The 20,550-nt window shown below is 55.2% G+C and carries 18 protein-coding genes; 11 read left to right on the plus strand and 7 right to left on the minus strand.

Annotated features, from left to right (window positions below):
* The first annotated feature begins 64 nt into the window (after positions 1–64).
* The 3 genes from DW133_RS04345 to DW133_RS04355 are packed head-to-tail and all read left to right on the plus strand — an operon-like array spanning position 65 to position 2,611.
* Entirely contained in the window at positions 65–1,684 is a 1,620-nt protein-coding gene (locus tag DW133_RS04345) for a leucyl aminopeptidase (RefSeq protein ID WP_118275409.1), read from the plus strand.
* Positions 1,685–1,729: 45 nt separating this feature from the next.
* The gene (locus tag DW133_RS04350) at positions 1,730–2,164 is read left to right on the plus strand and encodes a DNA polymerase III subunit chi (RefSeq protein WP_118275410.1); all 435 of its coding nucleotides are present in this window, start codon (positions 1,730–1,732) and stop codon (positions 2,162–2,164) included.
* Positions 2,165–2,170: 6 nt separating this feature from the next.
* Complete coding sequence (locus tag DW133_RS04355) at positions 2,171–2,611, plus strand: hypothetical protein (RefSeq protein ID WP_118275411.1); 441 nt, start codon at positions 2,171–2,173, stop codon at positions 2,609–2,611.
* A 247-nt stretch (positions 2,612–2,858) separates the two neighbouring features.
* On the opposite strand, the gene DW133_RS04360 is transcribed toward DW133_RS04355, so the two are convergent.
* From DW133_RS04360 to DW133_RS04370, 3 genes are all read right to left on the minus strand, one after another.
* Positions 2,859–5,090, minus strand: coding sequence for an autotransporter outer membrane beta-barrel domain-containing protein (locus DW133_RS04360; RefSeq protein WP_118275412.1), 2,232 nt, complete (start codon positions 5,088–5,090; stop codon positions 2,859–2,861).
* A 737-nt stretch (positions 5,091–5,827) separates the two neighbouring features.
* Complete coding sequence (locus tag DW133_RS04365) at positions 5,828–6,451, minus strand: DMSO/selenate family reductase complex B subunit (protein WP_118275413.1); 624 nt, start codon at positions 6,449–6,451, stop codon at positions 5,828–5,830.
* A 12-nt stretch (positions 6,452–6,463) separates the two neighbouring features.
* Complete coding sequence (locus tag DW133_RS04370) at positions 6,464–8,872, minus strand: DMSO/selenate family reductase complex A subunit (RefSeq protein WP_118275414.1); 2,409 nt, start codon at positions 8,870–8,872, stop codon at positions 6,464–6,466.
* Positions 8,873–9,141: 269 nt separating this feature from the next.
* On the opposite strand from DW133_RS04370, the gene DW133_RS04375 reads away from it, so the two are divergent.
* The 5 genes from DW133_RS04375 (at position 9,142) to DW133_RS04395 (ending at position 15,090) form a co-directional block, all read left to right on the plus strand.
* A complete protein-coding gene (locus tag DW133_RS04375; RefSeq protein ID WP_118275415.1) occupies positions 9,142–9,885 on the plus strand; it encodes a hypothetical protein in 744 nt (247 codons plus the stop codon).
* A 284-nt stretch (positions 9,886–10,169) separates the two neighbouring features.
* On the plus strand, positions 10,170–11,306 hold the full coding sequence (locus DW133_RS04380) for a porin (RefSeq protein WP_147408868.1): 1,137 nt from the start codon (positions 10,170–10,172) through the stop codon (positions 11,304–11,306).
* Positions 11,307–11,506: 200 nt separating this feature from the next.
* Positions 11,507–12,712, plus strand: a complete 1,206-nt coding sequence (locus DW133_RS04385) for an MFS transporter (RefSeq protein ID WP_118275417.1) — start codon at positions 11,507–11,509, stop codon at positions 12,710–12,712.
* Positions 12,713–13,000: 288 nt separating this feature from the next.
* Positions 13,001–13,705, plus strand: coding sequence for a gamma-glutamyl-gamma-aminobutyrate hydrolase family protein (locus DW133_RS04390; protein WP_118275445.1), 705 nt, complete (start codon positions 13,001–13,003; stop codon positions 13,703–13,705).
* A gap of 128 nt (positions 13,706–13,833) precedes the next feature.
* Positions 13,834–15,090 carry an ATP-binding protein gene (locus tag DW133_RS04395; RefSeq protein ID WP_118275418.1) on the plus strand — a complete coding sequence of 419 codons (1,257 nt, stop codon included), beginning with the start codon at positions 13,834–13,836 and terminating at the stop codon, positions 15,088–15,090.
* A gap of 286 nt (positions 15,091–15,376) precedes the next feature.
* Here DW133_RS04395 and DW133_RS04400 read toward each other — a convergent pair whose 3' ends face one another.
* From DW133_RS04400 to DW133_RS04415, 4 genes are all read right to left on the minus strand, one after another.
* Positions 15,377–16,105 (minus strand): amino acid ABC transporter ATP-binding protein, encoded by a 729-nt coding sequence (locus tag DW133_RS04400; protein WP_147408870.1) that lies wholly within the window; start codon positions 16,103–16,105, stop codon positions 15,377–15,379.
* Positions 16,106–16,159: 54 nt separating this feature from the next.
* Positions 16,160–16,843, minus strand: a complete 684-nt coding sequence (locus DW133_RS04405) for an amino acid ABC transporter permease (RefSeq protein WP_118275420.1) — start codon at positions 16,841–16,843, stop codon at positions 16,160–16,162.
* A 15-nt stretch (positions 16,844–16,858) separates the two neighbouring features.
* Positions 16,859–17,593 (minus strand): amino acid ABC transporter permease, encoded by a 735-nt coding sequence (locus tag DW133_RS04410; RefSeq protein ID WP_118275421.1) that lies wholly within the window; start codon positions 17,591–17,593, stop codon positions 16,859–16,861.
* Between the two features lie 140 nt (positions 17,594–17,733).
* Positions 17,734–18,633 carry an amino acid ABC transporter substrate-binding protein gene (locus tag DW133_RS04415; RefSeq protein ID WP_118275422.1) on the minus strand — a complete coding sequence of 300 codons (900 nt, stop codon included), beginning with the start codon at positions 18,631–18,633 and terminating at the stop codon, positions 17,734–17,736.
* A 488-nt stretch (positions 18,634–19,121) separates the two neighbouring features.
* Here DW133_RS04415 and DW133_RS04420 point away from each other — a divergent pair, with 488 nt between their 5' ends.
* The 3 genes from DW133_RS04420 to DW133_RS04430 all read left to right on the plus strand — a co-directional run bounded on the left by DW133_RS04420 (position 19,122) and on the right by DW133_RS04430 (position 20,203).
* Positions 19,122–19,436 carry an AAA family ATPase gene (locus tag DW133_RS04420; protein ID WP_158571112.1) on the plus strand — a complete coding sequence of 105 codons (315 nt, stop codon included), beginning with the start codon at positions 19,122–19,124 and terminating at the stop codon, positions 19,434–19,436.
* 48 nt (positions 19,437–19,484) lie between these two features.
* The gene (locus tag DW133_RS04425; RefSeq protein ID WP_118275424.1) at positions 19,485–19,703 is read left to right on the plus strand and encodes a hypothetical protein; all 219 of its coding nucleotides are present in this window, start codon (positions 19,485–19,487) and stop codon (positions 19,701–19,703) included.
* A gap of 209 nt (positions 19,704–19,912) precedes the next feature.
* Positions 19,913–20,203: a hypothetical protein gene (locus tag DW133_RS04430; protein ID WP_147408869.1), complete on the plus strand. Its 291-nt coding sequence runs from the start codon at positions 19,913–19,915 to the stop codon at positions 20,201–20,203.
* Positions 20,204–20,550 lie beyond the last annotated feature (347 nt).

Genomic DNA, 20,550 nt, shown 5'->3' on the forward strand with positions numbered 1-20,550 from the left:
AGCATTTTTGAAAGCCTTCTTTTTGGCAAAAAAGGCTTTGACCATAAATTCGGAGAGACGAGACATGCAGATTGAAGTTGAAAACAAGCTTACGGAATTGCAGGCCGACACCCTCGTGGTGGGTGTCTGGTGCGGCGGCGAAAACGGCAAGCCCGAACTCACGCCCTCGGCAGTGGCCGTTGACAAGGCCGGCGGCTTGATTTCCGCTCAGATCGAAGCGGGCGACTTCAAGGGCAAGCCCTCCGAAGTCGCCGTTTTCTACGGCGTTGCCGGACTGGACTTCAAGCGCGTGATCGTCGTGGGTCTGGGCATGAAGGACGCCTTCAGCGAAAAGACCTTCATCAACGTGCACCGCAAGGTGGCGCGTTTTGCAAAGAGCGGATCCGTTGCTTTGACTTCCGCAGAATGGACGCTGCCCGAACGCGACGAAGCCTGGGCCGCCCGCAGCGCCGTGCGTGAACTTCTCTTTGCCTCCCACAAGTCCCGCGGGCTGAAGACCAAGGGCAAGGGACCGCAGGCTGTTGAAAAGATTCTCTGGGTTTCCGAAACGGATGTGGCCTCAAGCCTTCAGGTGGGCTGCGTGTCCGCCGGCGCCATGATCTGGGCGAAGGAACTTCAGGACCTGCCGCCCAACATCTGCGATCCGCAGTTCCTGGCCGAAGCCGCAGAAAGCGTGGTGCGCGAATTTGAAAAGACCGCAGGCAAGTCCGCCAAGGGTAAGCTCACCGTCAAGGTGCTCGACAAGGACGCCATCGACGAGGCCGGCATGGGCGGCGTGATCGGCGTGAGCAAGGGCAGCCAAACCGATCCTGTCTTCATTGAACTCGCATGGCAGGGCGCGGATGCCTCCAAGGCTCCCGTCGTGCTCGTCGGCAAGGGCGTGACATTTGACGCGGGCGGCATTTCCCTCAAGCCGAGCCGCACGATGGATCAGATGAAGTTCGACATGTCGGGCGCCGCCGTCGTCATGGCCGCCGTCAAGGCCGCCGCCGAAATGGAACTCAAGGAAAACGTGGTGGCTCTCGTGCCCGCCGTGGAAAACCTGCCTTCGGGCAGCGCTCTGAAACCGGCCGACGTCATCACGACCTTAAGCGGTCTTACGGTTGAAGTGCTCAACACCGACGCCGAAGGCCGACTGATTCTGGCTGACGCCCTGGCCCGCGCCGCTGAACTCGAACCCGAGGTTTGCATCGACGTGGCAACGCTCACCGGTGCCTGCATCGTGGCGCTCGGCACCGACGTCTCCGGTCTTTTCTGCGAGGACGAACCGCTTACGGCCGCTCTGGCCTGCGCTGCCGACAGCGCGCACGACCCGGTCTGGCCGATGCCGATGGGAGGAACCTACAAGAAGGCCTTGGAGAGCTCTGTTGCAGACCTTGCCAACATCAGCTGGACGGCGGGTGCCGGCGCCTGCACGGCTGCTACGTTCCTTGCCGCATTCGCGCCGAAGTGCCCCTGGGCCCACCTTGATGTGGCAGGCACCGCTCAGGCCGCAAGCGGCAAGAGCGGCGGCACTGCGCGTCCCTTGCCGCTCATTCTTGAGTGGTTGCTTTCCCGTGCTCCGGCAACCAAGGCAAACAAGGTAAAGACCGTGAAGGCTAAGGCAGCCGCAAAGACGAAGACGGCTGCAGCGACGGAGAAAAAGGCTGCCGCCAAGACCGTCCGCAAGGCCGCCGCCAAGTAAGTTTTTCCGACAGACAGAGGTTGAGACACCGCTCGAGACGCCCGCATGCAGCAAATCGATTTTCACTTCAATGTCGCGCAACGCACCATCTATGCCTGCCGCCTGATCAAGAAGGTGCGCAAGATGGGGCTTACCGTTGCCGTCTGGAGCAGCAACGAGGTGCTGTTGCGGCGCGCCTACGACGATCTGTGGCGCTTTGAGGATTTGACCTTCATCGCGCACGCCTGGGCGGGTTCGGCTTTTGAAGCCGATGCGCCCGTGATTTTCGCAAGCGACATCACTCAGTTGAAACCGTCCGACGTCATCATTCTTCTGGACGAATCGGTGCCGCCCGACTGGCAGCATACGCTGGCGCCGTTTAACCGTGTTGTTGACATCGTCTCCACCAATCAGACGGAACTTCTCAATTCCCGCGCCCGCTATCGGCTGTACAAAACCGCCGGCGTGACGCTCAACGCCTACGACCGCAGCGCAGGTTAATAACAAATGAATTCCTATCATTCTCCGCTTTTGAAAGAACGTGTTCCCTACGACTGGGAGGAGCTCAAGCGCGCGGCGCAGGAGCTCAAGAACGGACCGATTCCGGGACAGTCCGAAGAGCAGGTGACGCCTCCGATTGCTCCGCAGCCCGAAGAGCCTCGTATGCCGAACCCCGAACCCATCCGCCGGCAGGAAGCTGCGCCCGTGACGCCCCAGGCCCGTTCTCAGCAGCAAGCCGGAGCTTCCGGCCCCGTTGCCGCCGGTTTGTCCGAAGAGGAGCTCGTTGCCCGTATCGTTCCGAAGGTGCTGGAACGCCTCAATTCGCAGATTGAGATCATCGTGGACGTGACGCTTAAGACCGCTGCCACGCGCATTCGATCGGACCTGCAGAAGGCCGTTGAAAACACCGTGCGCATGACTGTGAAGGAAGAACTCAGAAAACGCTGAGGATTTTCTGTCGTTTGCTGAACAAGTCGCCGTTGTCGGGAGATCCGGGAGCGGCGATTTTTTGATTGCCTGCTGTCGATAAAGTGGAAGCACGTCGGTGAGCAGCCCGTTGAATTGAGCGAATCAAGACGACGTTTCCCATTGACAGGAAAGTCGGTCAAACGAAAAGCCGCGCCCCCGACGAATCGAGAACGCGGCTGTTATGCTTCACTGCGGGCGATCAATCAACCCGGACTTAAAGCTTTGATCAGAATGCGTAGCGGGCGCCGAAGTTGATGCGCCACTTCTGGTCGATGTCGCCACCGAAACCGGTGCCCACGTCAAGGAACGTGTTGAGCGTATCGGTCACGCTGTAGGACACGCCCAGAGAAACTTCGGCCCAGTTGTCGTCGAGCTCGTCACTGATCTTGGCGGAGTTGTTCGAGCCGTTGACAGCGTGCATTGCTGCGTCCACGCTACCCAGGAAGTCATGGTTGTAGGAGGCCTTCAGGTAGGCTGCACCACGGTTTTCGGCAAACTTCATGCCGCCCATGACGCCCACGCGAGCGACCAAGCTTTCGATTGTTTCGAAATCAACGCTGCGGATGTTGGTCGCATAGTCCGTGGCGCGCAGCCAGCTGTAGGAGAGCTGAACCTGCGGTTCGACGAACATGTTGTGAGCGAGATCAAAGCGGTGGCCGGCTTCAACACCGACGATGGCGCCGGTCATCATGTAGTCGCCCTTTTCAGACCCGGCCGAGTTGGCAACGTTGTATTCGTTGTCGATGCGGCCGATCTTGGCCATCAAGTCAACGAAGCCGCCGTTGTCACCGTAGTAGGTGCCGTAAAGACCCAGCGTGTAGACGTCGTTGTCGGCGGAACCTGCATTGAGGTCGGTGTCGCCGATCGTGTAGTCAAAGCTCACGCCAACGAGGAAGTTGCTGCTCACGGGAGCGTCAAAGCCCACTTCGATCGTGCTGTAGTCGTATTCGAGGCCGCGGCCGTCAAGACGACCGTTGTTGTAGCGTGCCCAAGCGCCGGCAGCCTGCGGCATGGTGCGCAGCGTGCCCATACGATCGGAAAGGTTGGTGAGCTGGGAGCGCCATACCAGACCGTTCATCAAGGCGAGATCGGTGGTGGAGGTAATCAGGCTGCTCGGGCCGGAGTAGGTGCTCGTGATTTCGTCATCTTTCTTTTCGTGAACGGAAGCGCCGCCCCACAAACCGTCGGACGTAGTGATGCGTTCAGGCGTTGCGTTGTTGTCCAGGCTGATGCCATTGAAGAGCTCTTCGGCCTTGACCGAGCCGCTTGCCAATTTATCGCTGACCGTACCGGTGTAGTTGAACTTGACAGCATCATCTTGGCCACCTGTGTCCACATCAAGAAGAGGCTTCTCTTTGGAACCGACAGAATCGAATTCAAATGTCAACGAACCGTTTCCCACTGTCTCAATGAGTCCGATTTTGAGCGTCTGGGACTCATCGGAAGAGCGAATGGTCAGGTTGCTGTTGTTCACATGGACGCTACCCACATTGCAGTCTTCGCATGGATCGCCATCCAAAGCGTTTACCTTTTCCGGGGTACCGGAAGACAACACGATGGTTTCAGCGCGAGCCAGGTTTTCTACGGTCAGCTCAGATCCCTTACCGAGCTCAATGACACCTTCAACATGCGAATTGCCCTTAAGAATCAGTCTGAAGTCGACATCCTTATCCCAGCGGCCCGAGGAAATGGCGATGGCGCCGTCGGTGGCAATGATGGTGCCTTCATTGGTCACTGTACCGTCCTTGGCGTCGGAAGCCGTGATGCCATAGGCGTTCTTGCCGCTGGCGATGATAGTGCCCTCGTTGGTCATTTTAACGCCGCTGGCATCGTTGCCGCCAAGCGACATGCCGAAACCGCTGTTGATGACGTGAATCGTGCCTTCGTTGGTGATGACGGAACCTTTTTCTGAAGACAGAGCGTTAGCCGGCTTGGGGTTGGAAGTAGCCAACATGCCGGTGCCGCCTTCGACGTAGATCGTGCCGCTGTTGGTGATGGAGGTTTTTGTGCCGGTGCTGGCATCAGCTGCCATGCCTTTGGCCGCTTCGTAGTTGTCTTCTTTGCCGTTGTTGTCGGAGTGGACGTAGATGACGGCACCTTCGGCATTCACGCCTTTTTTGCCGCCGCTGGCGAGGATGCCGGAGGCGTACTGACCGAGTTTGTTGCCAGGAATGCGGTCGGCAAGCACCCAGATGCTTCCGTTGTTAGTGACGATGTCACCCTTTGCCGTGCTGAGGAACGCAGGTGCTTTGGAGCCGGAACTCATCGGTTCGCCAGAAGCGACAAGGCCGATACCATTCCAGGAAGACTGTTCATAGCTTGTCGGATCGTTCGCATCGTCGCGATAGATGATTTCGTTGTAATCCGTTTGATCTGTCGGGATTGCGGGAAATTCGGCGGCGTTAACCGTTGCGGCCATCACAGCGGCGGCCACGGCGGTCAGGTAAAAGCGGGGCATTTGTTACTCCGTTTGTGGGTTGCGAAAGTCGCGAGTTTGCATGACTTGGTTTTGAGCGTCAAGCGAGTAAAGACGGTTTTGTTCAATTCGAGAACAAACTAAAGGAAATTTTGCTTGCTTCGCGCTCTTATATTGAAGACAAATTGAGCAGTGACCAATATGCCCGTTGTGGACAATAGAGAAAGTGTCGGAGTGCTGATGCTTTTGAATGGCCTATGGGGCAGTGGTTTTGATTTGGTGATACTAATTCTATTCAGCTACTCTGGAAGGAAACGTTTTGAAGGAGATAGTGTTGGATTTATTGTAGTTAAGTCTCTGATGTTTTTAAGAATATTTGATTTTGTGTGACAGAATGATATGGATGTATTCGAATGATCCGCAGTTTGGATGATTGTCGGGAGAATTTGCAATTTCGTCGGTTTTGCAGGAACCGGGAGAAGTGGAAAGTAGGTCAGAGGATGGGTAGCGGGACAGACAAAAAGACAGCGGACGGAGTGTCGCCCGTCTGCCCAACTGAGCACACGCAGACACCTTTGATGTGCTCGCAATGAATAAGTGTCATCAGGTGTGCGGTAGGTTCGGTGTCTTTTGATACACGGGTTCGGACTGTGTCCGGGTACGCCCTGAGAAGGCGATCTCGTCGCAACCTTGTGTGGTTTTGGGTTGTGCGTAAACAAGAACAGGACGCGAACCGAAATCCGCGTCCTGTTGTTGCCCTTAGCGGTCAGCCGGAGCTCTTAACGATCAGCTCCGAAAACCGTGCCGTTTTTGTCGCCCACGGGCTTGGCGTTGCGAGGCGCCTTCACCAACAGGTTGGGCTTGGTGACGGACGGATCGGGCAGCGGTGCAATGTGCTTGCGATCCGAGTGCTTCTTTAAAAGCTCGCTCATTTCACCGAACTCGATGGCGCGCTGCGGGCAGGAGTCCACGCAGACGGGGTTGAGTCCCTTGGCGAGACGATCCTGACAGGCGTCGCACTTGGTCATCTTCTTTGCGACCGTATCGAGCTGCGGCGCGCCGTACGGGCAAGCCTTGGCGCACATTCCGCAGCCGATGCACTTGTCGCGATCAATCAGAACCAGACCGTCTTCCTTGCGCTTGAAGTGAGCCTTGGTGGGGCAGACCTTGACGCAGGCGGGATCTTCGCAGTGATTGCAGCTCACCGAGACGTAATACGCAAACGTATCCGTGCGCCAGGCGCCGGTGGCGCGGTCCTGTCTCCAGCCGCCTCCCTCAAAGCAAAGGACATGTCGGAAGTTGCGACCGACCGGAAGATTGTTCTTATCTTTGCAGGCGACCTCGCACGTTCTGCAGCCGGTGCAGCGGGAGGCGTCAATCAGAAAGCCGTATTGTTTTGCCATGATGTGCCTCCTTTAGATCTTGCGGACTTCGACGAGATTGGTGTGCTGCGGGTTGGCCTTGGCCAACGGGCTCTTCTTGAGAGATGTAAGCGTGTTGATGGAAGGACCTTTGTCTACGCCCTTGGCGTCGGGCGTGTACCAACCGCCCTGCGGGAACGCCACCACGCCCGGGAAAATGCGAGGCGTGACGTGTACCGGCAGCTGCACGCGGCCGCGGTCGTTGAAGACTTCCACCATGTCGCCGGTCTTGAGCGCACGACCTCTGGCGTCGATCGGATTCATCAGGAGTTCGTCGGGCTGCACTTCACGCAGCCACGGCACGTTGTGATACGTGGAGTGGGTGCGGCCGTGTCCGTGATAGCCGAAGCACTGCAGCGGATACTTCTTTTGCAGCGGATCGCCCGGCATTTCCCACGTGCGGCAGAACTTGGGCAGAGCCGAAATGACGTCGCCCTTAGGCAAAGTCCAGTCCTTGGCAAGCTTGGCCAGACGTTCGGAATAGATTTCGATCTTGCCCGAGGGAGTCTTCAGGGGGTTCTTCACCGGATCGTCGCGGAAGGCCTTCATGACAACGGTTTTACCCTTGCCCAGACCCGGCACCTTGACGATGCCTTGCTTCCAGAAGGTGTCGAAGTCGGGCATGACGTCCGGATGTTTCTTCCGAGTTTCTTCGTAGCACCAGCGCACCCATTCTTCCTGCGTGCGACCTTCGGTGTACTTGTCTTCGATGCCGAAGCGCTTGGCGATCTGAGAGCAGATCCAGTAGCCGCTGCGTTGTTCCCACTGCGGCTCAACGCATTTCTGCAGAGCGACCATGAAGTTGCTCGTGCCCGTGGCGTAGCCGTCGGCGGCGATGTCGTTGAGTTCCTGCTGCATCACGTCGGGCAGGATGAGGTCAGCCCAGCGGGCGGTGGAGGTCATCTGGTTGTCGACGACGAGGATGAACTCGCACTTCTTTTCGTCAGCCAGAATCTTGGCCGTGCCGTTGTGGTCCGAATGCTGGTTCATGTTCACGTTGGAGCACTGCGTCCACAGGAACTTGATGCCCACGTCGAGCTTATCCTTGCCGCGCACGCCGTCGGCCGTGGCGGTCATCTTTTCGCCGTGATCGATCGCGTCGCTCCAAGTAAAGAACGAAATGAGCGTCTTAACCGGATTCTTTCCGGAAGGCAGGCCCACGTCGCCCAGGCCGATGTCGCCCTCGCGGCCGCCGTGGCTCGTGCCGGGAAGACCGATGTTGCCCGTCAGAATCGGCAGCATGGCAATGGCGCGTGCCGTTTGTTCACCGTTGGCCTGACGTTGCGGACCATAGCCTTGAGCAAAGAAAACAGGTTTGGTCTTTGCCATTTCACGGGCCAACCGGATGATGGTTTCGGTCGGAATGCCGGTGATGCGGGAGGCGTATTCCGGAGTCTTTGGCGTCTTGTCTTCGCCTTCGCCCAGAATGTAGCTCTTGTAGTCGCTCTTGGCGGGCGCGCCCTTGGGCAGCGTCTTTTCGTCGTAGCCCACGCAGTATTTGTCGAGGAAGGCCTGATCGACCAGGTTTTCCTTGATCATGACGTAGGCGATGCCTTCAACGAAAGCCGCATCGGTACCCGGACGGATCGGCACCCATTCGTCTTCCTTGCCCAGACACGTGTCCGTATAGATCGGATCGACAATGATCATGCGCGGACGATCCTTGCCCTGACGAGCGCAATCGAGCTCCCAGGCTTGGCCGCCGCCCGACTGGCGCGTGACCATCGTGTTGTTGCCGAAGGACACGTAGAGCTTGGCGTTGCCGACTTCGGTCATCTGAGAGCCGCCGGCGCCGAGCCCGTAGGTGTAGGGGAAGGCGCCGTTGATCTGAGCCGAAGAGTAGGTGCCGTAGCAGCCCAGAGAACCGCCCAACATATTGAGCAGACGATCGGCCGTGCGGCGCGTGGAAACGAGCTGATAGGAACCGGAGCCGTACTGCAGGTAGATGGCTTCGTTGCCGTATTTCTCGATGGTGTATTTGAGCTGCTTGGCGACGATGTCAAGCGCTTCGTCCCAGGAGATGCGCTCGAACTTGTTTTCGCCGCGCTTGCCCACGCGCTTCATCGGGTACTTGAGGCGTTCGGGAGAGTACAAGCGCTGACGCATGGAGCGGCCTCGCAAGCAGGCGCGGACATGCGGGACAGCCAGAGGCATCTTGGTGGAGTCGGCGCCGGTGTTTTCCGGTTCAATGCGGATCACCTGACCGTTTTTGACGATGGCTTTCAACGGGCAGCGGCTGCCGCAATTGACAACGCACGAAGTCCAGCGAACGGTTTCCATATCATCCATGGCCGCTGCAACGGCTTGACTGAGCGGTGTGAGTGAAAAATTAGCCAGTAGACCGGCGGCTGCAACCGATTTCATCAAGTTGCGCCGCGATACGGCTGGGTACTGAAATGTCATTTTTTTCTCCTGTGAGCGAGCTGCTTTTGGGGAGACAAAATAATCGGGGTCGTGATCGATTGTTTTGTCGGCAGCGGTCTCTGGGGTGCAACGCACCTTATCTCTAAGGTTAATCCATTTCGGGTTCGCGCCAAGCAGAGAGTTCAACCGATCCCACTCATGAAAACACCCATTCGCAAGCAAAAACTGAAAGGCACCGATTGCAGATTCTGAAAAATGGTTAATAATCGCACTCGATCTGCTTTTATGACTGAGGAAAATTTTCACTGATGTTGTCTCGACGCGATTATCTGAAAGCCTTTTGCGCAGCGTATCTTCTTCCCATCGGAGGCTCCTTTGCCGCAGAGCCCAAGGAGGCTTGGAGCCGGAAAGCATTTGCAGCGGCAGATTCAAGTCTGCAAGCTGTCAAGCGGCATGCCTTCCTGTGTGGAGTGTTTGACGGTACTTTATCCAAAAGAACGTTCGCGGCTTATCTCTGCCAGAACATCAGTTATCTGGACACCTACGCATCTTGTCTGGATTTGCTCGCAGCTCGCTTGTCTCAAATTCAAGGCTTTGAACAGGAGGCTCGGGAGCTCAAACAATGGGCTCGGGAAACACGCGATATGCGAGTCTGGACCATCGACTATGTGAAGTCATTTACGGGGCAATCGGTCAACCCGTCTGAAATTGTTCCTTTGCCGGAATTGCTGGCCTATCAGGATTTCGAAGCGCGAGCCGTACGGTCTGCCGATCTCGGAGTTGCAATGGCGGCTCTGTTGCCGTGTTTCTGGATTTGGAACGAATTCGGAAAGGCATTGCGTCCCACAGCCAAGCTTCAGGACAATCCGTTCCGAGATTGGGTTGAGGGTATGGGGTCGGAGGCGTCCGATGTTTCTGCACGAAAGGCGGTGTCAATTGCGGATAAACTGGCCCAAAACGGCTCAGACGCTTTGCGTGCGCGCATGACAGACGTCTTTGCAGCCGGTTGTTGGCTCGAGTGGCAGCTTTTTGAAGTTGTTTCGCACAACTAAAGGACGATTTGCAGACGCAAAAGAGGAGCGGCGATTATGTGCCAGATTTGTTGAGACCGGAAAGATCTCCTCGTTTGCTATCGCAAGACCGTTCCGTTCGTGACGAAGGATCGCATCTACACCAACGACATCAACAACGGCATCAAGTTCCTGCGCACGCTCGATCCGGCTACATTGAAGTAATTCGGTCATAATTCACATCCTTTGTTTCTCCTGATCTTACTTGCGGGCCACGTTTTGGACGCGGCCCGCGGGTGAAGATTGACTCCACGAATCAAAACATCATGAAAAAGACACTCACCACAGCCGCGGTTTTGTCCGCACTCTCCTGCGTAGCCTCCGCAACGGAAGTGACGCTCTACGGCGTTGTGGATACGGGCTTTACGTATCAGCACACCGAAGGCGGCGACGATTCGTTTGCCATGACGAGCGGCAACTATGCCGGTCCTCGTTTCGGTTTTAAGGGCACCGAAGATCTGGGCGACAATTTGACGCTCGGTTTTGTTTTGGAAGCCGGTTTCAACAGCGACACCGGTGCGCAGGGGGAGGACGGCAAGATCTTCAACCGTGAATCGCAGATTTATCTCTCGGGCGACTGGGGAACGCTCGGTTTCGGTCGTGTCGGCGGCTTTTCGTCCGGTATGAGCTCTCTGTCCTGGTATTGGGACTTCGAACCTTTTGAAACCGGTTACGTCGACGCCGGTATCCAGGCCTCTCAGGTCAACGTCTGGAACGTACACAGCAACACGATCTATTACGTGTCGCCGACGTTTGCGGGTGCCAAGCTCGGCGTGCAGTATTCGCTCACGAACGAAGCCGACGACGAAAACGTTCGCTGGGTCAACAACAGCAAGTGGCTCAATGTGGCGCTGCGCTGGGACGGCAACAACGTCAAGGTTATCGGTGCGGTTGAAGCCGAGTTCTACGGTGACAGTTCCGAGTACTACGGAACCGGTTACGATACGAAGAACTGGGAAGATGCCTTCAGCTATAAGCTTGCTGCCACATGGACGCCGGGTGGCGGTGCCACGACGCTTTACGCCGGCTTGAACTACTTCACCAACAACCGCCGCATGAGCGACGCCAACTGGAACGAATACGACTTCGATTCGGATCTCTTGAAGACGAGCTCGGACGCGTACGATGCGATTTCCGGATTCTTGGGTGTCCGCTACACCGTGGGTTCGGCCAATTGGCTTGCTCAGGTGCAGTACCAGGACGGCGAGTTCGAGGGAGCACCGTCAGGGCAAGACGGCGACTTCAAGCGTTACGCCGTGGGTTTGGGCTGCCACTACTATTTCAGCAACCGCACGATGGGTTACGCTGTCGTCTCTTGGGCTAAAGGCGAAGGCTGGCTCAACAAAGATGAAAATACCACGAACCGTACGGCTGCTTCGATTGGTTTGACGCACTCATTTTGATTGTCAGTGACGGCGGCAGTTGCCGCATTTGACATGGTTTCATGCCGAAGGTGCATCTGGCGCTAAAACGCTGGAGTTGCGCCTTCGGTTTTTTGTTTGCGGCAAATGCTTTTTGCTCGCGTTCGAATTCGGGCGTAGCATCGGTAAGAGAAGCCTTTATGTCGGTGTTATGCCGGCTGAATCCATATGGTGACGGCGCAATGTACGGAAAGCTCGCTCGAGTTCTGTTCATATTGCTGATCCTGCATTCCTGCACGACCGGCATGCGCTTTTGCGTGACGCTCGATGCACTTGAGCACGGGGCGAGTTCCTTTGAGGTGGGCGCGATGCTCGCCAGCGTCGCCTTGTTTCCTGCATTCGGCGCCATTGCCGCCGGTCGGTGGCTGGATCGTTCGGGGCCTAGACCGTCGCTGGCCTTGGCCATCTTCTGTGCGGCTTCAGCCGGTGCCGCGACGCTCATCTTTCCCATCAAGACAGCGGGCCTTTGGCCGCTCTTTTCGGCCTGCATTCTTGTAGGCACGGCCTTTATGCTCACCAACACCGTCGTTCAGCGCCTGACCGGTGACGTTTCCACCAACGAGACAAGAGCACTGGCCTTTACGCTGTTGTCAATCGTGACGGCCTTAAGCGGCTTGCTCACGCCGATCATCACGGGCTACTTGATTGAGCACTTCGGCTTTGCCAGTTTCTATTGTTGGGTGGCGGGCGCTCCGATCTTTGTTGGGCTGATGTGTTTGTTGCCGTTTATGCGGCATGTACTTCCTGCAGGAGGCAATGGTGCTCGCAAGGCGGCGGGAACGCATCCTCAAAAAGTAATGGACTTTTTCCGGGATCCGCCCATGCGAGCGGTCTTGGTCTGTTCCGTCGTCGTTTCAGTCGCCTGGGAAGTAGGCAATCTGCTGATTCCTGTCTACTGCGCATCCGTGAATCTTTCGCCTTCGGACATCGGCTGGGTGCTGGGCAGTTTCTCGGCGGCGTCCTTTGCCGTACGGCTTCTGATGCCGTATCTGATGCGGCATATGCGCGAATGGATCATGATTGCGCTTACGCTTCTGATTTCGGCCTTGGCTTTCGTTCTCTTTCCGTTCTTTGAAAGTCAACTGCCGCTCATGGCCTGCGCTTTCCTGTTGGGCTTGGGACTGGGGGCGTCGCTTCCGAACATGATGTCGCTTGTTTATCGTCTGGCGCCCAAAGGCAGAACAGGCGAGGCGATCGGACTGCGCCTGATGCTGATCAATTCAAGCAAAGCGACTTTCCCGGTGGCCATGGGTGCGCTGGGGGCCGTTATCGGTGCCGGAGCGTCCCTGTGGGGACTTGCCATTTTCGTCTTTCTGGGCTTTCTTTTTGCGATGCGATCGGCGCCGACGGTTATCGGTGCGGTGGCAGGCAGTCACACGGAACACTGACAGACATCTAGCAGACGAAAAGAGAAGTGTTGGAACGTGGCTTTCAGTTTTTCTTGCCGAATGCGGTTTGCAAGAGGTCGTACGGTCTTTCTCGAAGGTCCGATTCCGGATTGGCAATGCAGCAGGCATTGGAAATTGCCGGAAAATTGTCAATCAGCATGACGATTAATTGTCAATTAGGTTTGCAATTTGCTTATTGCAGAGGCGTTTTTGACTGTTCCGAGAGAGTATCTTCTGTGAAAGTTGTTCCAACCCAAGCCGTTTGATGCGGCCAAACAGGAGAGCAGTATGTTGCCAATGATTGGCGTGTGTCCGCTTTTTGATGCGAGATCGTCTCGTATCTGGATGCGTTCAGAATACTTGCAGGCCGTGGAAGAGGCAGGCGGCGTGCCGGTCGTGTTGCCGTTGACGACAAAAGTCTCAACCATCGAGTCTCTGTTGGATCGACTTGACGGATTTTTGCTCACGGGCGGCCAGGATGTGGATCCAGCGATCTACGGTCAGAAGAAGTTGTCCTTGTGCGGCGAAGTTTGTGCGGAGCGCGATGCTTTTGAGCGGTTGGTGATCCAAGGCGCCGAGTCCCGAGACAAGCCGCTTTTGGGTATCTGCCGCGGCATTCAGATTCTCAATGCGACCTTGGGCGGAACGCTCTATCAGGATTTATCTACTGAACATCCCGGCGTGGAGCACGATATGGAGCCGCCGTATGACCGTGCGATACACCGCGTGTTTGTGCTGGAAGGCACTCCGCTTGCAGACATTGTCGGCTCAGGCTCGATTGAGGTGAACAGCTATCACCATCAGGCGATCCGAGACTTGGCGCCTTCGCTTCAGGTTTCGGCCGTGAGTGAAGACGGTATCGTCGAGGCGGTCTGGATGCCTGGCAAAAGGTTCTTTCAAGCTGTGCAGTGGCATCCGGAGACGCTGTATCGGAAGGAAGAAAAGTGCCGTCGGCTGATCGAGGTGTTTGTGCGGGTGGCTTCGGAGAACTGAGAGAAAAGGTGTTTTTGTAAAATTGTCAATCTGATTTACAAAAATCTGCAATGCTACTTGACAATTTATCGTAAGTCTATTTTACAATTTCTCATGCGATATGTTTTCTGGACTGCTTGAGACAAAAAATGACTTATATCCGACGTTGGGCTGAGAGTGAATTTCAGATGGCCGAGAGGATTTTCAAGGCTGTCATTTTTTCTGGAGTGCGACAGTGCGGCAAAACGACTCTGATGAGAGAGTTATTGCCAAAAGATGCGGCATATGTGTCCCTTGATAGAGAGATCTTTAGACAGGCTGCTGCAGATGCTCCGGGAGGTTTTCTGCAGCAGTACAGAAATCGAAGCTGTTTAGCTATTGACGAGGTTCAAAAGGTCCCAGCGCTTTTCCATGAAATCAAGGCGTTTGTGGATGAATCCCGCGAGTTGAGGCAGTACTTGCTGTCCGGATCGTCCAACTACAAGACGATGCCGTCCATACACGAATCTATGGCCGGCCGACTCGGAGAAGTCCGTTTGCGACCGATGACTGAGGGCGAAATACAAGAACAGCCCCCTCGGTTTATCGACAGACTTTTCAATGAAGAGTTTGATGACAAATTAACCGCAGAGGACTGTAGCAAACGGGTGATTATTGAAAAGGCTCTTCGTGGCGGTTTTCCGGATGTCCTCCGAATGGAAGGCGGGGAACGCGATTATTGGTTCGAAGCCTATGTAAGTTCACTCGTTATACGGGATCTGCTGGAGTTGGGAGATTTTCGTAAACCGCACTATATGCAGATGTTGTTGCAGCAGTGTGCTGGGAGCTCGAGCCGGATGGTCAATGTTTCATCATTATCTGCAGCGATGGAGGTGAACAGACCGACAGTAATGCAGTATTTGACGGCAATGCAAACCATGTTTTTGGTGGAATTGTTACCGGCATGGCAAAACAAAATTATTAAACGCGCATCATCGACACCCAAGCTGATGCTCTGTGACAGCGGACTGATGGCATATTTGGCAGATCTAGGCGATGTGGATCTGGCTCTTAATGTGGAAGACAAAGCAACCACGGATTTGGTGGGAAATTTGCTTGAAACATGGGTTTATCAGCAACTCGTGCCGATTACTGATATTGGGCGCAAGTGGAAGCTTTATCACTTCCGTAACACGACAGGCAAAGAGATCGACTTTATTTTGGAAAACAGAAATGGAGAATTGATTTGTCTGGAGGTAAAGGCAAGCGAAGGAGTAAAAGCGGAACATTTCAAGAACCTTCGCTGGTTCAAAGAACAATTCGGTAAGAACCGCCGTATTTGGTCGGTTGTTCTTTACACGGGCCACGATGTTGTTCGTTATGGTGAGCGCGAGTTCGCTTTGCCGATGGCGTATTTGTGGCTCTAGAGAACCGGGTGATTGGGCAGGCAAGCCTGCATGAATGGTGCTGTCAGACCTCACGACTTACCCACAACCTCGGCCTACGGCCCAGTAAGTAGTCTGAGCGGCCGAGGATGTGGATAAGTCTTCTCTTGTCCCCGAATTGACCGATCGTTTATCGGCATCGTTCGCAGATGCAGGATGGGAGGATTCAGCACGAACTCTTTTTGCTGCAAAGAGAAACGGATGCAAAAAGACCTTCCCGAGCACCATTGGTTCGGAAAGGTCTTGAAAGATGACAGAAAGTTTCGACTTAGTGGTTGAGAATCTTCGATAGGAACTTCTGCGCACGTTCCGTGTGCGGCTTATTGAAAAATTCGTCCGAAGGAAGATTTTCAATGACTTCGCCGGCATCCATAAAGATCACGTGGTCGGCCACTTTCTTGGCAAAGCCCATTTCGTGCGTCACCACCATCATGGTCATGCCTTCGTGAGCAAGTTCCACCATCACGTCAAGCACTTCGTTGATCATCTCGGGGTCAAGCGCCGAGGTGGGTTCGTCAAAGAGCATGCAGATCGGATCCATGGCCAAGGCGCGGGCAATGGCAACACGCTGCTGCTGACCGCCCGAAAGCTGCCCCGGAAACTTTTCCGAATGCTTCAAAAGGCCCACGCGATCGAGCAGCTTTAAGCCGCGTTCTTCGGCTTCGGCCTTGTCGCGTCCGAGCACCTTGATCTGGGCAAGCGCCAGATTGTCGCGGATGCTCATGTGGGGAAAGAGCTCGAAATGCTGAAAGACCATGCCGACGTGGCTGCGCAGTTTCGCGAGATCCGTCTTGGGGTCGCCCACGGAAATGCCGTTGATGCGGATTTCGCCCTGCTGGAAGGGTTCAAGTGCGTTGACGGTCTTAATGAGCGTGGACTTGCCCGAACCGGAAGGTCCGCAGACAACCACCACTTCGCCTTTTTCGACGTTCACCGAGCAGTTCTTGAGAACCTGAAAGTCTCCGTACCACTTGCTCACGTTTTTGATTTCAATCATCGACATTTTTCTTTTAATCCTGTAATTCCGGTTTTGTGCGATGTCCTTGTGCTCTTAGCGGGCGGCCACGGCGATCTTGCGCTGCAGGCGACGCACGAGCATCGAAAGCGACACGGAAACGGTGAGGTAGCAGACGGCGGCAAAGGAGTACATCAAGACGAGCTGACCGTCGCGCTGAGCGATCTTGCTTACGGCGCCCATGAAGTCGTTGCCGCTGATCACGTACACCAGACTTGTGTCCTGGAAGAGAATGATGGTCTGGGTGAGCAGCACCGGCAGCATGTTGCGAACGGCCTGCGGCAGGATGACGTAGCGCATCGTCTGACCGTAGCGAAGGCCGAGCGCCATGGCCGCGGACATCTGCCCCTTGCTCACGGACTGGATGCCGGCACGCATGATTTCTGCAAAGTAGGCCGCTTCAAAGAGCACGAAGGTGATGATGGCCGTCATTTCCGCGCCGATCATGACCGGATGATCGAGCCTGAGCAGAACCTTGAGAACTTCCGGCATCAGCAGGAAGAACCAGAAGAGCACGAGCACGAGCGGCACGGCGCGCATCAGGTTGGTGTAGAGCTTGGAAAACTCGGAAAGAATCTTGGAAGTCGACAGACGGCAAAGTGCGAGACCCGTACCGAGAATCAGACCGCCCACGGCCGTGATGATCGTCAGTTCGATCGTGTACTTGACGCCTTCGAGAATGTAGGCCCAGGAATTCGTAATCGAGGAAAAATCAAACATCGCTTATCTCCTCTCTTACTTGGCAAGGATGAGGCCGGGAACGGCGCTCTTTTTCTCGACGACGCGCATGACGTTGTTGACGATCAGGGCGATGACGATGTAGATGATGGTGGCCCAGATGTAGGCGGCGAAGAACTGGAACGTGTTTTCGCCCATTTCGTTGGCGCGCATCGTGAGTTCAGGCAGACCGATGGTGAGAGCCACGGCGGTGTTCTTCACGAGGTTCATGGCTTCGCTCGTGAGCGGCGGAACGATCAGGCGCATCGCCAGCGGCAGAATCACATAGGCGTATGTCTGAATCGGCGTAAAGCCCAGAGCCTTGGCGGCGTTGGGAAGGCCCTTCGGAACGGAGGCGATGCCGGCGCGAACCTGTTCGGCAACGCGTGAGGAAGTGAAAAAGCCCATGCAGATGAAAGCCGTCAGGAACTGCGAGTAGACGGGATCGACCGTGTTCATCCAGTCCTTGTACCAGGGAATGAATTCCGGAACGACGAAGAACCAGACGAAAATCTGAACGATGAGCGGAATGTTGCGGAAGGTCTCGATCCACACTTCGCAGATCGTGCTTAGGAATTTGTTCTGGGAGGTGCGCAGCGTGCCCACGATGATGCCCAGCACGAGAGCCAGCGCAAAGGAGGTGAGCATCAGAGCCACCGTCCAGCCGGCGCCGCCCAAAATGTACGACCACCAGGGCTCGTCGGAGAGCAGCGCAGGCTCAAACAGAGAGTTCAGATCAAAATTGAGAGCCATTTTCAACTTTCCTCTTTTTATGTGCGGCAGCCCGTGTGAAGGGCAAGGACTGCCGCAGCCGCGGGAAATGAATTTTCAAAAAGACCGGGGCATCTCAACGTTGGCGCCACTGAGACCGGCCCCGGCATAAAACTTCCCTATCAGATGCCCTTGTCCGAAGGATTGGCAAAGAGTTCCTTCGTGTAGTTGTTCATCTTGAAGTTCAGGTTGACGTTCTTGGGCGGAATGGGAGATTCGAACCAGGTCTTGTAGAGCTTTTCGAGTTCTCCGGTCTTGATCATGTTCGTGACCGTCTTGTCAACGAGAGCCTTGAACTGCGGATCGTCCTTGCGGAACATGGCGCCGTAGGGTTCGACCGAAAGAGCGGCGTCGAGAATCTTGAAGTCGGCGGAGTTCTTCAGGTTCGCAATCTGACCTGCGAGCAGAACGTCGTCAAGCACGAATGCGTCGGCGCGTTTGTTGGCAACGAGCTGCATGGCTTCGGCAAAGTCCTTCGTCATCATGTAGCGCACGCGAATGCCGTTTTCTTTTTCAAACTTCTTCATGAGCGCCACGGAAGTCGTGCCGGAAGTCACGGCAATCGTCTTGCCGTTCAAGTCCTTCATCGAATTGATGCCGCTGTTCTTCCAGACGGCGGCCGAAACCTGGATGCCGAAGTAGCTCACGGAGAAGGCCGCTTCGCGCTGACGAACCAGAGAGTTGGTGGTCGAGCCGCATTCGATGTCAACCGTACCGTTCTGGATGAGCGGAATGCGGTTTGCCGAAGTCACAGCCTGATATTTCACATCAAGCTTGGCCAGGCCGAGTTCCTTCTGAGCGGATTCGGCAACCTTGCGGCAGACCTCAAAGGCATAGCCAACGGGCTTGCCGTCGGCGCCGAGGTAGGAAAACGGCACGGAGCTTTCACGATAGCCGAGCGTGATCGAGCCGGTTTCCTGAATCTTCTTGAGCGTTCCGGTGAGCTCCGCGGCGGTGGCTGCGTTCATGGCGAGAACAGCGGCGGCGACGGCTGCGAGGGCAAAGCGGGAAGTGTGCTTCATATCAGGCTCCTATTTGAGTGTGTGATCGTTCTCGGTGCGCGTGAATGAGTGCGCGCCTTTTGTCTTTAACTGTTGCAAGGAGCGTGCCAGTTTTGGACACAATAGGGAGAACCCTCGCTCTTTTCTTAAATCGTTAAGGTTTAGTGACTAAGAAAGCTAATCGGTAATGATTAGTTTTGTCTTGAATTGCCCGATGATTAGGTCGAAGGAACTAGAGAAACGACAAAGCTTAAGACGGGGCGAAACGGAAACGAAAAGCACCGTTTGGGTGCGCTATAGGCAGTTGTGATGCATCAAATTGGTGCATGGTTAAGATGCAGTCGAACGCAGGAAGGTGGGATGGAATGCCTCTGAATTGCCGATTAAGAGCAAAATGACTCCAAATCCTTAAAAGAGGCCTTTATGGAATTCTCCCGAAAGACGTATTTGGATCGTTTGATTGAACGAAAGCACAACGGATTGGTGAAGATTCTCACGGGCATTCATGGTTGCGCAAGTCGTATCTGCTTCGGAAACTTTTCCGGGACCATCTGATTAAAAGCGGTGTCGCTTCTGACCACATTTGCGTCTACGAATTTCCTCGTTCATCAGACCGTTCAATGTGTAGTCCCAACGTCTTTTTTGCCGATTTGAAAAAGAGGCTTCCCGGGACCGGTCGTTGCTACCTTTTGCTTGACAATGTCGAATATCTTTCCGACGCAGCTCAAGTTCTCAATTCTCTCAACCATGAGGATCGTCTGGACGTGTACGTCACCGTGAGTCACGCTTCGGGCTTTGCGACGGATGTGTCGAAGGTGTTTTGAGGCAGATGTGACGCGGTGTACGTTTTTCCGCTGTCGTTTGCCGAATTTATGTCCGGCTTTGACGGTGGTCTTCACGAGGCGTGGGCGCAATATTCCCGCTACGGCGGAATGCCGGCGGTGGTCGCCTTGGAGTCGGAAGAAGAGAAGAGGTCCCGGCTCACGAGCTTTCTCAAGGACACGTGTGTGGCGGACGTGGCTGGTTACGATGACGTTGGCAAGACGAGTGAACTTGAGGCGCTCATCCGTGTCATAGCCTCTTGCGCGTGACAATTCCTCAATTCAACACGGGTCGCTAAGCAATCCACAAACGGCGCGAGTGTGACGGTCAATACCGTTGGTTGCTATCTGAAATATTTGGAGGATGCGTTTCTGATCAGGGCGGCGCGCCGGTACGACATCAAGCGAAATAGGCGGTTTGGCTCGCCGGTGAAGTCACAGATCTGAGGGTGCGAGGTTACGAGGTTGAGCTCGGCAGCGTGCTGAAGCGAAAAGTACGAAACGGAAGGAGTCTCGCCGAGCAGCTTGAGGTCAGCTTCGTGACCAATCGGCTCAGTCGCAGAATCTACGTACAGGTGGCCGATGAATCGTCGGGTGAGTTTGGAGTGCGGGCACAAAAGGCGGCGCTGATGGCCATTCGTGATAGTTTCAAGAAAATAATCGTGCTCGGTCGCCCGATTGTGCCGGCGTACGATGAAGAGGGCATTTTCTACATCGGTTTTTTGGATTTTTTGCTCAAGCCGGAGATGTTGCTTTGGCAGCGTCGTTAAAAAGCCGAGTCGTTAGCTTTGTCAGGTTTTACACAGATGTGTGGACAACAGCTGTGTATAACCTGAGAAGGCTAGAAAAATCAGAGGGTTATCGGCGTGCTTAAATTTTAGGCATGAGAGTATTCTGAATCGATCGCTAACAATCGAAGAGTGTCTGTGTTTCTGATGACTTGAACGCTTTTCGTAACTTCGTCAGACTTCGCTTGGACTGGCCCGCTTATTAAACATGAAAAACCTTACAGTAGAGGCCGTAAAGCCCCTGATCAGCCAAGGGATATAAGGCCGATCGTGCACCGCACGATAAAAAATCGGGCAATGCTGGCGCGTATACAAAATTTCAGGCATGA

The sequence above is a fragment of the Sutterella sp. AM11-39 genome (assembly GCF_003472385.1).
Classification (GTDB): Bacteria; Pseudomonadota; Gammaproteobacteria; order Burkholderiales; family Burkholderiaceae_F; genus Duodenibacillus; species Duodenibacillus intestinigallinarum.